Consider the following 14,095-nt stretch of genomic DNA (forward strand, 5'->3'; position numbering starts at 1 on the left):
TCGTTCGACCTCAACCTGAGAAATTGTCATGACCGATATTGTTCGTATCGAAACCAATCAACGTATGAGCCGCGTCGTGAAGGCTGCCGGCCTCGTGTTTATCGGCGGCCAGACTTCCGCGGATCATGCGCCCGACGTGAAGATTCAGACCGCCAAAGTGCTGGAGAAAATCGACGGCTTCCTGGAGAAGGCTGGCATCGACAAGACGCGGCTGGTTTCCGCGCAAGTCTGGCTCGCGGACATTTCGCGCGACTTCGCCGGCATGAACGAGGTCTGGGACGCGTGGGTTCCGCAAGGCTGCGCGCCGACGCGCGCGACGGTGCAGGCCAAACTTGCCGCGCCTGAGCTGCTGGTCGAAATTGCTGTTGTGGCGCTTGGCTGAGGCAACGCGGTAGGGGAAACGTGGGAGCGGCTGTCGTGTCGGGCAAGCGCTGAGATAGGAGTTGTGCGGATCACGGCCACGCGTCTAGCGATGCGATACGCGTGGCCGCTGCGACTTTCCCGCGACGCGCCGCTATTTGAACTTGACGAGATCCTTGAAGATCAGTTCGGCCCACGTATTACCCTTGGCCTGCACGAGCGAGCCGCCATTCTTGAGCGGTCCGAGCGCGATCGGCGCGAAGCCGAGTTGTTCGGCCAGAGCCGCGACCGGTGCCACCGCCTTTTCGTCATCGCTCGACAGAAACGCGACGCGGCTGCCGCCGTTCACGTTCGGATCAGAGGCAAGAACCCCTGCGGGCAAATGGTTAAAGCCCTTTACGAACTTGGCGCCCGCAAACGCTTTGGCGATAACCGCGGACGACGGCTGACCGTCCAGTTCCTCAACGGGAACACCGAAAGCATTGGTCGCGTCGATGATCGTCTTGCCCTGCCAGTTCGGGATCAGCTTCGCGACTTCGCGATGTTCCCAGAACGGAATGGCCAGGAAGATGATGTCGGACGCGATGGCGTCTTGCAGCGTCTTCGGGACAACGGTGGGGCCGATCGCTCTTGCCTGCTGCGTCAGGCTCTCGGGCGAGCGCCGGCTGGCGACGGTCACTTCGATGTTCTTTCTTGCAAACGCTCGGGCGAGCGCCTGGCCTACCGCGCCAAAGCCAATAATCGAATAGCTCATGCGAATACTCCATTCAATATGATAAGGAATCCGGATTTTTTGGAAGTACTTGGACCACCTGCGTCAAGTCGATAGCTACTTCCACACGCTTATCGGCGCGATCTCAGATAGCCGACGTACCGCCGTCGACATACAACTCCACGCCATTCACGAAGCTCGAATCGTCTGAAGCGAGAAACAGCGCAACCGTCGCGATTTCCTCGGGACGACCCATCTTTCCGCGCGGCACCAGCGATTCGAACTGCCGCTTCGTCTCTTCGTCGAAGACTTGTTCCTGAATCGGCGTGGCGATCTGCCCCGGGCTCAGCACGTTCACGCGGATATTCCTGCCCTTCAGTTCGTTGAGCCAGCCGCGTGCGAACGCGAGCAGCGCCGCCTTGCTCGCCGCATACACGCTGAAACCAGGGAAACCTTTGATCGACGCAATCGATCCGGTCATGAAGATCGATCCGCCGTCGTTGAAGAGCGGCAACGCCTTTTGAACCGTGAACAGCGTGCCGCGCGCATTCAGGTCGAAGGCCGCATCGAAGTGCTGCTCGGTAATCTGACCCAGCGGCAGCGCTTCGCCCGTGCCGGCGCTTGCGTACAGGATGTCGATCTTGCCCTTCTCCCGCTTGACTGTATCGAACAGGCGGTCGAGGTCGGCGAGATTGGCCGCGTCGCCGCGCACGCCGGTCACGTTGCGGCCAATCTGCTTGACGGCCTCGTCGAGCGCCTCCTGCCTGCGGCCCGTGATGAACACATACGCGCCTTCTTCAACAAACCGCTTCGCGCTCGCCAGCGCCATGCCGCTCGATCCGCCCGTGATGACTGCAACCTTACCGTCTAGCTTTCCCATGACTTCTCCTTTCGTGGTGTCGGGCAGCGCCTCTATTCCCATTTGAACAAAAGCGCTGTATCTTATGGATCACTGATCCACATCCTGAGTCAAATATATGGATCACTGATCCACTTGTCAAGAAAATCATGCGAGCCGACGCCAGAAAGAACTACAGCCATCTACTTGAAGTCGCGCGCGACGTCATCAGCGAACATGGCGCCGATGCGTCGATGCGAGATATCGCCCGCCGCGCCGACGTCGGTCTGGCGACCGTGCTGCGCCATTTCCCGACGCGAGAAGCGTTGTTCGAGGCGTTGCTGCGCGAGCATCTGGACGCGCTGACGCAAAAGGCGGCGGAACTGGAAGCGTCGAGTCCACCTGACGAAGCGCTCGTGTCCTGGTTTCGCGAAGGCGTCGCATTCGTTCATAGCTATAACGGCGTTGTCGCGTTGATGGCGAGCGCCCACGCGGACCCTGAGTCCGCGCTTTACGCGTCATGCGCAGCGGTGCACTCGGCGGGCGAGCGACTATTGCTCCGCGCTCAGGCCGAAGGAACCGCGCGCGCCGATATGAACGGTGTCGACCTGTTCGCGCTGATGTCGGCACTCGGCTGGGTCGTCGACCAGCCGTCGTTCGCGCCACGCGCCGATTATCTCTTCGACTTTATCGCGGGCGCGATGCTGACGAATCGGTCGAGCAAGGATGTGAAGAAGGGAATGTGAGATTCGTCGCAAGCTTCTTAGAGGTACGTGCGTTGACGCGCTGCAAATGCCAATACGGCAATTGCATATCGATAGAAATTGGAACGGCGCACGCGTGCGGCCTTTAACATAGGCATCCTTCCTGTTCCGTCCTCGGGGTTACACGCGCAATGTCCCAACCTCTCCGCTTCGGCGTCTGGGCGCTCGTACATGGCAGCCGTGCGGCGCTGCAGGACCCCGCGGAACCCTACGACGCTTCATGGGCGCGCAACAAGGCGCTCGTGCTGGAAGCCGAGCGTCTCGGCTACGATTCGGTGCTCGTCGCGCAGCACACCATCAATCCGCACGATCCTTCGCTCGATCAGCTCGAGGCGTGGACAGCATCGGCTGCATTGGCCGCGCTGACTTCACGCATCGAGATCATCGCCGCGATCAAGCCGTATCTGTACCATCCGGCCGTGCTCGCGAAAATGGCGCAGCAGATCGAGCACATCAGCGGCGGGCGCTTCGCAATCAATCTCGTGAACGCATGGAATCGCCCCGAGCTTGAGCGCGCCGGCATCGGCTTTGCGGAACACGACGAACGCTACGCGTACGGCCGCGAATGGATCACCGTCGTCGATGCGTTGCTGCGCGGTGAAGCGCTCACGCATCGCGGCGACAACTTCCGTATCGACGACTATCAGTTGCGTCCGGCCGATCCGTTCCGCGCGCGGCCGCGCATTTATGTCGGCGGAGAGTCGGAGCCTGCGCGTTCGCTGGTGGCCGCGCATGGCGATGTGTGGTTCATCAACGGACAGCCGCATGACGACGTGGCGGCTCTTATCGCCGATGTCTCCGCCCGCCCCCGTCCGGCCGGCCACGATGCGTTGCGCTTCGGCCTGTCGGCGTTCGTGATTGCACGCGAGACGCAGTCCGAGGCCGACGCTCATCTCGAGCACCTGTTCGCGCTGGCCGAACTCGACAAGCCGCTACGGGAACGGCAAAAAGCCAACATCGATCCCAACGCGGTGATGCATCAGACGTTCGCGCGCTCGGCGCGCGTCGGATCGAACGGCGGCACGGCTGCGGGCCTTGTCGGCGATTACGATACGGTCGCGCGGCGCATTGCGGAGTTCCATCGCGCGGGCATCGAACTGTTCATGCTGCAGTTCCAGCCTTTCGAAGCCGACATGGCCCGCTTCGCCGAGGAAGTCATGCCGCGCGTTCGCCGCCTGCTGGACTGAACACAACGCCACCGCCGAAAGTCAAACGCCCGCCCGTCATGTCACGTCATGTCACGTCGTGGCACGCGCGCGGGCGCTTTCATGCACGCCTAGAAAAACGCACCGGTAGGCGGCAACTGACCTGTCAGCAAATTCTGTCCAAGCAAACGCTCCTTATAGAGCCGCGGATTGTGCGAGGCGATGACCTTGATGTTGCGCCAGTGCCGGTCGAGCGCACCGATACGCGAGACGACCGAGCCCGAGCCGAGATCGATCAGCCAGCTTGCGATCTGCGGCGCGAGGTCGTCGATCACGACCTTGGCTTCGGACGCTGCAAAGGTGGCAGCGAGCGTGGCCTCATATTCGCCGTCCGTGCCGTAAGCGTCCCAGGCGCGCTGCAACGCAGCGACAGCGCGATCGGCGGTTGCTTCGACGCTCGCCGCATACGCACGGATTCGACCGAGTTGCGACTGAAGCACGGGTTCGTCGGCGGGATGCTCGGCTTCGCCGTGATAGAAGTTGCGGCCGCGCGTGCGCAGCACGTCGACGGCGTCCAGCGCAACGCGGCGCACAATGCCCGCAATGCAATTGGTCAGATAGACCTGATGGAACGTGAATCCCCACGGCGCGGCGTGTTCGGACGCCGGCGGGTCGAGCGGATAAAGATGCGCCGCCGGCACGGTGACGTCGCGAAAGCGGGCCGTGCCCGAGCCGGTCAGCCGCTGACCGAAACCTTGCCAGTCGTCGTCGTTGCTGACGCCTGCGCTTCGCTCAAGCACATATTGCACGGTTCGCCCCGCACGGCTCTCCACCGCGAGGCCGACGAACGCGTCGTTATACAGATTGCCCGTCGCGTACACCTTCTCGCCGGAGCCCACGTACAGGTCGCGCGAAGCGTCCCATTCGAGCCGGCTCAACACTTGAGTCGGGCGCGCGCCGGCCGCCTTCACATCGCTTTCGGTAAAGCTCAGGCCGACGGTTTTTTTCTGCGCGCTCAATGCGAGGACGTGTGCATGGAACGGATGATCGCGCTTTCTGAGCGCCGTTTCCACTTGCCACAGATGATTGCGGAATGCATGCGCGATGTTCGAATCCGCGGCGGCGACGTCGCGCGCAACGACCAACAATTCGCTGAGCGACACGCCATGCCCTCCTCTATCGGACGGCAGACGCAACGCGCCGAAGCCGATCGCTTTGAGTCTCGCGATCTCGTCGTGCGGCAGACGATGTTCCCGTTCGCGCGCCGCGGCAGTCGCGGCGATGTCGGCAATAATGTCCGCGAAGCCGAGCTTCACGCTCAGCGGCGAAATCCACTGCGTGGGCCTCGCTTCCTTGATGTTGCTGGTGTCAGTCATGCGCTCGCCCGTGTTCAAACTCTAATGCTGTAGTCCGCGACCTTGATGCGCGAGTTGATGATCTTGCGCTCCGCGAGCCAGTCGGCGGCGCGCTGAAACTGCGCGATGAAGGCGGCGTCGTCCGCCTCGTGGAACTGGTTCACGCGCTTGAGGCCGGCGAGATAGTCGCGCACCTGATCCGGATACTTGCCCTCGCGCTGCACGAGCTGCTCCGCTTCGACGGAGTGCGACGACTGCCATGTGCCTTCAACGTAATACGCATCGATGACCGCGCGGATCAGCTCGGAGTTCTCTTCGGTGAACTTGCGGCGCGTGACCAGCGAGCTATAGTCGATCAGGAAATCCAGGTCGCGGCCTTCGTTGAATATGTCCTTCGCGTCGTTCGAGAAGCGCGCGATGTCCACGCCCGGCGACCACATCGACCAGGCGTCGACCCGGCCTTGCGCGAACGCCGGTGCGGCGTCGGGCGGATTCAGATAGACGAACTGCACCTTGTCCCGGTCGATGCGATGTTTCTCCAGCGCGGCGATAAGCAGAAACTCGCCGAGTCCGGAGCGGTTGACGGCGACCTTGCGGCCCGCGAGATCCGCAATCGAGTTGATGCCGCTCGACTTCTTCGCGATGATGGAAGTGGAGCGCGGCGAATAGATATCGAACGCATTGAAGACGATCGGCGAGCCGGCGAGCATTGCGGCGAGCGCGGGCGTCGTCGATCCCCAGAAACCGAAGTCCGCGCTGCCGCCGACCACGGCCTGAATCGACGGCGCATGGTTCGGGAACGGCCCGATCCATTCGACCTTGATGCCTTTGGCCGCGAGCGTCTTTTCGAACACGCCGCGCTGTTTGGCGATGTCGGGCAGGCTGCCGTAGCCCCAGCCGATTCGTACGGTGTCCGTATTACGTGTGAGCTTGCGCGGTTCGGCTGCCTGCGCCGGAACGAGGCCGCCCACGGCAGCGCCGGCCAGCAGGCCGCCCGCCGCGCGCAGCAACTGGCGGCGGCTCAGCAATGAATCATTCATCCTTTGAGATCCTTCGGTTTGACGGGAAACGGGTCAATGAGACTGAACGCCCAGCTCTTCGAGCAGAATGGACCGCAGCGTGCCGGCGTGGTCTTTGGGGCGGAACGAGGCCGCGATGCGGCCTGCGCGCATGACGATGATCCTGTCTGCAAGGGTCAGCGCTTCGTCGACATCGTGAGTGACGATCAGCACGCCTGGCTGGTGGAGCGCGACAAGCTCTTTGACGAGTCCGTGCATCTTGATGCGGGTCAGCGCGTCGAGCGCCGCGAACGGTTCGTCGAGCAGCAGCAGCGCGGGATCGGGAACAAGCGCGCGTGCCAGCGCCACGCGCTGAGCCTGGCCGCCCGAGAGGTTGCGCGGCCAGTCGTCCTCACGGCCGGCGAGCCCGACTTCGGCGAGCGCGCGCGCGGCGCCGTCGCGGCCAATCGTCCTTTCGTGACCGAGCGCGACGTTCTCCCACAGCGGCGCCCACGGCAAAAGGCGAGGTTCCTGGAACACGACGGATGGACGTTCCGGCGCGCGAATCGTCCCCGCGTCCGGCTGATCGAGTCCGGCCAACGCGCGCAGCAGCGTCGTCTTGCCGCAACCGCTTTCACCCAGCAGCGCGACGAATTCGCCCTTCTGGATGTCGAGGTCGAGCGAGTCGATCACGACGCGGCTGCCATAGCGTCGCTTCAGTCCACGGACGGAAACGGCCAATGCTTGAGTACTGATGCGTTCGCGTTCGCGTTCGTGTGAAGGCGCTGCCGCAGCGCGATCGCGAGATGGAGCGGTAGGCTGATTCACTTGCGCGCTCCTTTCGTGTAGTTCGCGTGCCACGAGAGGAAGCGGCCTTCGAGCAGACGCACCAGCGCATCCGCGACGACGCCGATGATCGCGTAAATGATCATCGTGAGGATGATGACGTTCGTATTGAGGAATTCGCGTGCATCCATCGCGAGGAAGCCAATGCCCTTCGTCGTTGCGAGCGTTTCGGCGATGACCAGCGCGAGCCACGCATGCGCGAGCGCGTAGCGCACGCCCGTGAGAATGGACGGCATCGCGCCCGGAAGAATGATCCGCCGCACGATCGCGGCCCGCTCGAGTCCGACCACGCGGCCAAGCTCCATGAGCTTCGGATCGATCTGGCGAATGCCGAGCATCGTGTTGATGTAAATCGGAAAGAGTACCGCGAGCGCAACCAGGAAAATCTTCGCGACTTCGCCGACGCCGAACCAGACGATCACGAGCGGCAGCATGGCGAGGAACGGAACCGCACGCACCATCTGAACGGAGCGGTCGAGAAGCGCCTGCGCGAGCGGCGAAAAGCCGACGATGACGCCAAGCGCGAGGCCGAGCGTTCCGCCGATCACGAACCCGCCCGCGGCGCGCAGCAGCGACACACCGAGATGAACGAAAAGATCGCCGTTACGTGCCAGGTTGAGGGCGGTTTCAAGCACGCTGCTCGGAGCAGGCAGCACTTGCGGCGCAATGAATCCGGCGCGTGCAGCGGTTTCCCACAGCAGCACGACGACCGCGGGAATTATCCACGAGAGCCAGATGTACAGCGTCGCTTTAGAAACGCCTACGCGGGACGGTTGCGCGGCGACATAGCTGTTGCGGATGGAAGTCAGGTCGGCCATGCGGCGGGAGACGTCATGAGTCATCGGGAAGGAGTGTGGAGATACATCCCGCAGCCTAAGTAAAAACTTTGCTGTTCTCCAACGAATCAATCCTTCTAACGATATGCGCTGCGTATGCAATGTGCACCGGCATGCCGTTATAACGACGAATTCCGTCCGTATTGCGTCACCCTCCCATGCGATGTTACGTACTTTGAAAACATAACGACGTGCTTAGCACTGCGGCGTCATAGCAAAGCATCGAATATTGTTAGTCGTTTTCTCCTCTTCAGAAGCCGGCGGGCTACAGACGCCTGCGTAACCATCTCGCCACGCTGAGACCGCCCAGCATCATGCCGGCCGTAAGCGGCGGCGCTGCGCGAACCACGCTTGCCTCAGGCCATTCGGAAATCATCGGCTCGCCATCACGCGCTACCAGTCTCGAGATCCACTTGCGCGCGCTGAGCGGCAACGGAGGCGCGACTTGCCCAAACACGTTATGCAACTGATCGCTCGCATGCGGAAACGAGCCTAGCGCGATGGCCTCTTTACGTGACGGCGAACCTATCACCTGGCTCGTCACGACGGCCGCCCCGCGCGCCAAGCCGTCCATACAATCCAGTATGTCGATTTCAGCCGCCGTCAGGACGGCCAGCACATCGTCGACATAAGCGTTGATGACATCCTGCTGGATTTTCAGGCCCCATTCCAGCGCCTGCGGATTGTCGCGAGTGAGAAGCTTCGGAAAGACAGAGCCGTCGTCTGCCCGCGTGTATCCGGTCGTCGTGCCATGATCCGCCGCGCACAAGGCTTCGAAAATGGGCGCGCGAATCAGCGGCCTGATAGGCTCTCCCACGGACTCGCTGAGATAGTCATCGAGGCTGCCGCAGTTTTCCGGGCGATGATAGAGGCCAAAGTAAAAGCCCGAGAGGCGTCGGTCGAAGCCTGCTTCCCGGCTGCACGCAACCTTTGCCAGCGAGCGCTGCAAATTTGCGCGCCATCCAATATCGACGACACCGACGTTACCGTCCGCGAAGAATGCGTGCTGCTCCAGATAGTCGAGCAGTAGCCGTCGCGCAGAAGAAGCGGACGCGTTGATCAGATCGCGGACCTGATCGTCTGCCTGGATGTACCGGATCAACTGCTCTACTTCAGCGCGACTCATCGCGGCGTGCGGGGAGCGAATACCAAGACGTTCCTGCAAACCGGCGATGGCCGTGTGATTGATATCCAGATCGAATTTTCTGAACACGTCCGCGAGCGAATTGCCTGCCTTGAAACCGAAATGACTCAGGTCGCCTTCCGATATGTCCAGAACAGCGGGCAAGTGAAGCGATCGCCGCGACACGTGCAGATATCGCAGATCGATCGGCAAGTCGTACGCGCTTACTATCTTTTTAGCAATCGATAACAGTATCTGGCCGTCACGCGCGAGGAAGAACAATCGATCGACTTTCCTGCGTCTCGCCTCTGTGAGGATCCACACGACGAACGCGAGCAGCAACGGACCCACGAAGCCAGCCGATACCTCTGCGAGCGTCTCGTCGTGGTCGCTGACGGGCTTGACGCGCAGCCGCGCCGTGCGCGCGCTTCCCGACAGAGCAGACCCAAGCAGCGGCGGCTCGATCGCCGCCTTATCCAGCTCGCGCTCGAGCCGTCCGGGCGCAGTCTTGAAGAACGGCGCGGCACGACCGCCTACACGCCATACCTGGAATACATCGGAGAATACGTTGTCTCCGACGTGCAGGTGTTTGACTCCACTGCCTTTCGCATCCGAAAAGAGAGTCCCACTCCTCTTGGTACGACGGTTCTCGCATGAAATGAACAACTGCCCCGGCTGCACGCGCACGCCGCAACCGCTGAGCATGCTTTCCAGGTCCGATCGCGAAAAGTAGATATCCGAAATAATTGCTGTTCTTCCCAATGCCGACAAGCGATTGAATATCTCGACCATGCCGGTTATGGGACGTAACAAGCGCTTTTCGAGCGCGACTTCGATGGCCTGCGCCGCACACAGGAATTCGCGTGGCAAATCCACCGACTCTGCGATCTCCGCATAAATGTTGTCGAGCGTCACTTCACGCTCGACACGGGCCTTGCGTGCCCTCCACTCCGCCGATTGCCTGATCGCCATCCATTCGCCCGGCTCGACGACCGGACCAAATTCGCGTTGCAGCCGATATCCCGCCACGAGGAACAGATCGGAGGGCCGCCGCAAGGGCCTTGTTATTAAAGTGTCGAACGCATCGAAAGAGACGAGGCCATCGCCGGTCCAGATTCGCTGTGCATCCAGGTCGTGTAGTGGATTCATCCCCGCAAAAAGTTGCTGGATGCCAGCTGATACAAATCGTTGGTTGATGACGCGTTCGAGAAGGAGGTTCGTCGCATTCATCGGTGCCTTCCGCCTTAAAAGAGAGGGACTACTTTCGACCGCGCCGGCGTTGTCTGTTCGCTCGCCCGACATGGGTCTTTCGCACGCCGGTTCAGCACTAAGATCTAAAAAGCGCGCGCCGTCAGCCATGACTCATCAACCATGACTCATCGTCAACGCAAGCGGTTAAAGCTACCCGGTCGCAGATCACGACGATCTCCGCGCCATATGACGGCTCGATCACCAGCAGATTCCAATCCCCACTGGCGATGCTCGTCTCGTACCTCGTCATGGAAGGCGAACCAAGCCGGACCTCGGTGCCATCGAGTGAATTTGCCCAGTTGACTTTCGCTGCCAGTTCACCCTCCGCGAATCGATGCCACGAAGATAGCAATACCCTCGACACCACGTTGTGACGAATGATGTCTGCCGCCCTCAGCGCATGTATTCCTTCGCAGGTTATTGCTCGCACGTTGTCGCCCCTCAGCGCGAACGTCGTGCGTAATTCGGACCTGGCGCGATCATGTGTCACGGACAGTAGCTCCGCGTCATGAAAGCTGCGCGCCACGTCTTTCGTCAGTAATTCGTCTTTCATAGCGGTCCTCAAAGCCTTGAGGTGTTCACGGTGTAAAGCACGGCCGGGTTCTGTGACGCGCCTCGCTCCTATAAGTGCGTCGCTCGTGCTTCGCTAACAACGCGAACTCCTTTTTTAGCGGTGTGATTGCGAGCTAACGGGTTGCAAATATAACGGACTGCGTAATCAGCAATAGGTGAATATGGAACGAGACAAAGACTGGAAAGCGCGAGCGTCCCGAGCTTTTTCTTCAGGCTCCAGAATGGATTTGCCACGATCGCATGGAGATAAGCATGCGAATGTTTTAACATCCAGCGCCAGCGGGCCGTCAGCGGCGCGTTGTAGACGCTCGCGCAGAAATACGCCCTTTCAAGCGCGAAATCGTGAAAGTCGCGTGGCAACTGCATGCCCAGGCGGCGCGATGCTATTTCGCGCAGAGTCGCCCACCGCGACGTGAATGCTTTAGGCGCCCTGTCGGTCTGCTCGGAATTAGCAAATGTAGCGCCTCGCGCTCCGCAATACACGCGGTAACCGCCGAGCGACTTTGGAATGCTCAATACTGTTCCAACGAGAGCCGCCCCGTAAATCGCGTAGAAATCCGCGCCATACCGGCTCTTGGCCGTCTCTGGTACGGGGAAGATCTTTCGCAACGCACTGACGCTATACGCGTTGCCGGACGCAGGCGGTGACGGGTACAGCCATCCGTCGAGCAGAGGTTTCAAACAGTCACCGTCGGCTAACGAGTGAGGTACATAAACTCCCGTACATTTGCTGGTGCAATCGATCACATCCAGCCGGAACTGCACCTTTGCCACGTTTTCTCTCTGGAAGCTCTGCATCACTTCGGTCACTGCACCGGGATAGAGTACGTCGTCCGAATCGAGAAACAGAACATAGCCCGTCTTGAGCCGCTGAAGCGCCAGATTGTAGGCGGAGACCTGGCCGCCGTTGTCCTTGAAAATGGTCGTTATGCGAGTAGCGTAGGCTTGCATGATGGCGCGCGATCCATCCGTCGATCCGTCGTCGATGACGATGACGCGTGTATTCATGTAGTCCTGCGCGAGCGCGGAATCTATTGCCTGTGCCAGATACTCTTCATAGTTGTAGTTGCAGATCACAACGTTCATTTCTTTCATGGTGACTTCCCGGCAAGAGCTCAAGGCGATCTGACCGACCGGATACGTTCAAACGAATCGGCGCCGGATGAGCGATCTTGCAATGTTCATGGGGGCGAGCAACGTGACGATGCTCCATCCCGCAATCAGGCAACGAAACGCGGCTCGCTCGAAGTTCGGCCGAAAGGGAATGGACAATGCGTCGCGCAGGGCGCGCAATCGGCTGTCGCCGGGCAGCGGATGCTTTTCCGGCGTCAGCCGCAAAGAAGCAACTCGCAATTGAAGCAAATGCGGTGCGCAAAACAGCGTGCTAATCGGCGGTGGCGGCCTGCCGGTCATGGCGCAGGCTTTGCACGCGGCATGGTGTCGCTTGAGCGCCCGCGCAATCTCGCGGCCGAAGTTATTCGTGTTCGCGCTCATCGCGCTATCGTTCTCGCCATGCATGCGATAGAGCACCAAAGGCGCGGGAATCGTCTCCACGTCGCCCATGTAGGGAGCCATCGCGATGCATGTCGAATCCGTGAACGAATCGCAACTCGCGTCCAGTGGAAAGATCTTTCTGAGGAAGCTGCGCGCCCACGCATTTCCCGAACCCGGCGGCGTGGGATACTCCGACGTCCTGTACGCCCACTGACGGATCGCCTCCGGCGAGAGTCCCGGCGGGACCTTTGGAATCACGTTTCGAATCTTCGGAATGGCGTTGTCGTTGTGTATGGGACGCCCGTGTGCGTCGACTCGCTCCATCAATACCTGCACTTTGGTGAGGCCCGTGCGCCACACCGAGGCGATCGAGCGCAGCGCGCCGGGCACCAGAACGTCGTCCGCATCGAGGAAGATAACGACGTCGCCCGAACTCTTCGCGAAGCCCACGTTGTTCGCTTCACGCTGACCACCGTTCTCCTTGAAGATGGCCGTAATCGCTTCTCCAAACGAGCCAATGACTTCGGCGGAGTTATCGGTCGAGCCGTCGTCGACGACGATGACTTCGACGTGCGGCCAATCCTGCGTCAGGGCGCTTTCCACCGCTTGCCGGAGAAAGCGACCGTAGTTGTAATTGGCGATCACGACCGAGAAGAACAGCTCGGAATGGTTCGCTGGACATTCGCTGTATCGAACTCTCATCGACTACCTCCAGCCCGCCTGGATGAATACATCCTGAACACATCCGTTTTGCGAAGCCGCTCACGGGTACGCTTTTTCGTTGATTCAGCCGCCGGCCCGGACGGTAGGTCGCGTTACTTCGCCCGAACCGGGTTCGCGCACCCTGCCCTCGCGCAGCAACAGAGTGCCTGGCGATATTCGAGTTATGCGTTCATATAATCAGTGCAGTCGGCGCGGCCTAAAGTCGAGTAGTAATGTCGCGAATCGCTGAATCGTCGATAATATCGTCGTACGAAATAATCGTATTTAGTCGTCCGTAGATGCACTTATTCGCACTGCGCTACTTTTCGCACAATCGCTTCGCAGAATGGGAACAGGTTATGCAGACTGCTCTCTGCACTGCGCGAAAGGCGGCGGCTGTTTCGTCGATTGCAGGATGCACGCTGTAAAAAGCCGAGCTGATCGAAGACGTGCCGTTGCCGCCGTAATCGGCCAGTCGTTTATGAATCGAGCGATACGCGTTTCGCGTACATTGGGACGGCGCGGCTAAATTCGCGCTTCGAGAATAGCGGCCAGAAACGTTATGGCTGCGCCACCTTTCGGACCGCGCTGGTCGCTGCATTCAGCAAGCGGCCATCATCGTGCCTCAATGTCTGCTTCTTGATTACGCGTCCCGTCTTGCGGTCCACCAGTACCGAGTGCTTCTCGCCCGGAGCAAACAGATTGGCCTCGCCCCATTGACGCAACATCACAATGACAGGGAAAAGCGCTTCGCCCTTCTTTGTTAGGACGTATTCCTGGTGTCCCGAACCATCCGACGCTGGCACGACCTCGAACACCCCGCTTTCAACGAGCATCTTGAGGCGGTCGGCCAGAATATTGCGGGCGATGCCCAGGTTGGAAACGAACTCACCGAACCGACTCACGCCGTCGAAGGCGTCTCTAACTATCAGCAGTGCCCACCTGTCTCCCACGATGTCAATCGCCCGGCCAACGGGGCACGATAAATCAACAAGACTTCTCTGTCTGGCCATCTGGCGCTCCTCGATCCCAATGCGAACGTCCGAGCCCGACCGACAGTACCGACGGTCGCACGTAAGCTCAATCGTAAGTTGCATT

At 60.5% G+C, this 14,095-nt stretch carries 14 protein-coding genes; 3 read left to right on the plus strand and 11 right to left on the minus strand.

Annotation, left to right across the window (positions count from 1 at the left end; genetic code table 11):
• Positions 1-28: 28 nt before the first annotated feature.
• Positions 29-382 (plus strand): RidA family protein, encoded by a 354-nt coding sequence (locus AB6809_RS26040; protein WP_006050371.1) that lies wholly within the window; start codon positions 29-31, stop codon positions 380-382.
• A gap of 132 nt (positions 383-514) precedes the next feature.
• Here AB6809_RS26040 and AB6809_RS26045 read toward each other — a convergent pair whose 3' ends face one another.
• Complete coding sequence (locus tag AB6809_RS26045) at positions 515-1,114, minus strand: NADPH-dependent F420 reductase (protein ID WP_371027464.1); 600 nt, start codon at positions 1,112-1,114, stop codon at positions 515-517.
• Between the two features lie 103 nt (positions 1,115-1,217).
• Positions 1,218-1,952, minus strand: coding sequence for an SDR family NAD(P)-dependent oxidoreductase (locus AB6809_RS26050; RefSeq protein WP_371027465.1), 735 nt, complete (start codon positions 1,950-1,952; stop codon positions 1,218-1,220).
• 128 nt (positions 1,953-2,080) lie between these two features.
• Here AB6809_RS26050 and AB6809_RS26055 point away from each other — a divergent pair, with 128 nt between their 5' ends.
• Both AB6809_RS26055 and AB6809_RS26060 read left to right on the plus strand, forming a co-directional pair.
• A complete protein-coding gene (locus AB6809_RS26055; RefSeq protein WP_053860541.1) occupies positions 2,081-2,656 on the plus strand; it encodes a TetR/AcrR family transcriptional regulator in 576 nt (191 codons plus the stop codon).
• Between the two features lie 149 nt (positions 2,657-2,805).
• Positions 2,806-3,861 (plus strand): LLM class flavin-dependent oxidoreductase, encoded by a 1,056-nt coding sequence (locus AB6809_RS26060; protein ID WP_006050375.1) that lies wholly within the window; start codon positions 2,806-2,808, stop codon positions 3,859-3,861.
• An 89-nt stretch (positions 3,862-3,950) separates the two neighbouring features.
• Here the strand turns inward: AB6809_RS26060 and AB6809_RS26065 are convergent, their stop codons facing one another.
• The 9 genes from AB6809_RS26065 to AB6809_RS26105 all read right to left on the minus strand — a co-directional run bounded on the left by AB6809_RS26065 (position 3,951) and on the right by AB6809_RS26105 (position 14,010).
• On the minus strand, positions 3,951-5,195 hold the full coding sequence (locus tag AB6809_RS26065) for an acyl-CoA dehydrogenase family protein (RefSeq protein WP_371027466.1): 1,245 nt from the start codon (positions 5,193-5,195) through the stop codon (positions 3,951-3,953).
• A 14-nt stretch (positions 5,196-5,209) separates the two neighbouring features.
• Positions 5,210-6,214 carry an NrtA/SsuA/CpmA family ABC transporter substrate-binding protein gene (locus AB6809_RS26070; protein WP_006050377.1) on the minus strand — a complete coding sequence of 335 codons (1,005 nt, stop codon included), beginning with the start codon at positions 6,212-6,214 and terminating at the stop codon, positions 5,210-5,212.
• Between the two features lie 33 nt (positions 6,215-6,247).
• Positions 6,248-6,928, minus strand: a complete 681-nt coding sequence (locus AB6809_RS26075; protein ID WP_044021388.1) for an ABC transporter ATP-binding protein — start codon at positions 6,926-6,928, stop codon at positions 6,248-6,250.
• Positions 6,929-6,996: 68 nt separating this feature from the next.
• Complete coding sequence (locus AB6809_RS26080) at positions 6,997-7,836, minus strand: ABC transporter permease subunit (protein WP_371027468.1); 840 nt, start codon at positions 7,834-7,836, stop codon at positions 6,997-6,999.
• Between the two features lie 283 nt (positions 7,837-8,119).
• Positions 8,120-10,336, minus strand: coding sequence for an HAD family hydrolase (locus tag AB6809_RS26085; RefSeq protein ID WP_371027469.1), 2,217 nt, complete (start codon positions 10,334-10,336; stop codon positions 8,120-8,122).
• Positions 10,329-10,781 (minus strand): hypothetical protein, encoded by a 453-nt coding sequence (locus AB6809_RS26090; protein ID WP_006050381.1) that lies wholly within the window; start codon positions 10,779-10,781, stop codon positions 10,329-10,331. Before AB6809_RS26090 ends, AB6809_RS26085 begins: the two co-directional genes overlap by 8 nt.
• A 68-nt stretch (positions 10,782-10,849) precedes the next feature.
• Entirely contained in the window at positions 10,850-11,896 is a 1,047-nt protein-coding gene (locus tag AB6809_RS26095; RefSeq protein WP_371027470.1) for a glycosyltransferase family A protein, read from the minus strand.
• Between the two features lie 48 nt (positions 11,897-11,944).
• Positions 11,945-12,997, minus strand: coding sequence for a glycosyltransferase family 2 protein (locus AB6809_RS26100; protein WP_029968938.1), 1,053 nt, complete (start codon positions 12,995-12,997; stop codon positions 11,945-11,947).
• A gap of 560 nt (positions 12,998-13,557) precedes the next feature.
• Entirely contained in the window at positions 13,558-14,010 is a 453-nt protein-coding gene (locus AB6809_RS26105) for a winged helix-turn-helix transcriptional regulator (protein WP_371027471.1), read from the minus strand.
• Between the last annotated feature and the right edge of the window lie 85 nt (positions 14,011-14,095).

Source organism: Paraburkholderia sp. RCC_158 (assembly GCF_041355255.1).
GTDB classification, from domain to species: domain Bacteria; phylum Pseudomonadota; class Gammaproteobacteria; order Burkholderiales; family Burkholderiaceae; genus Paraburkholderia; species Paraburkholderia graminis.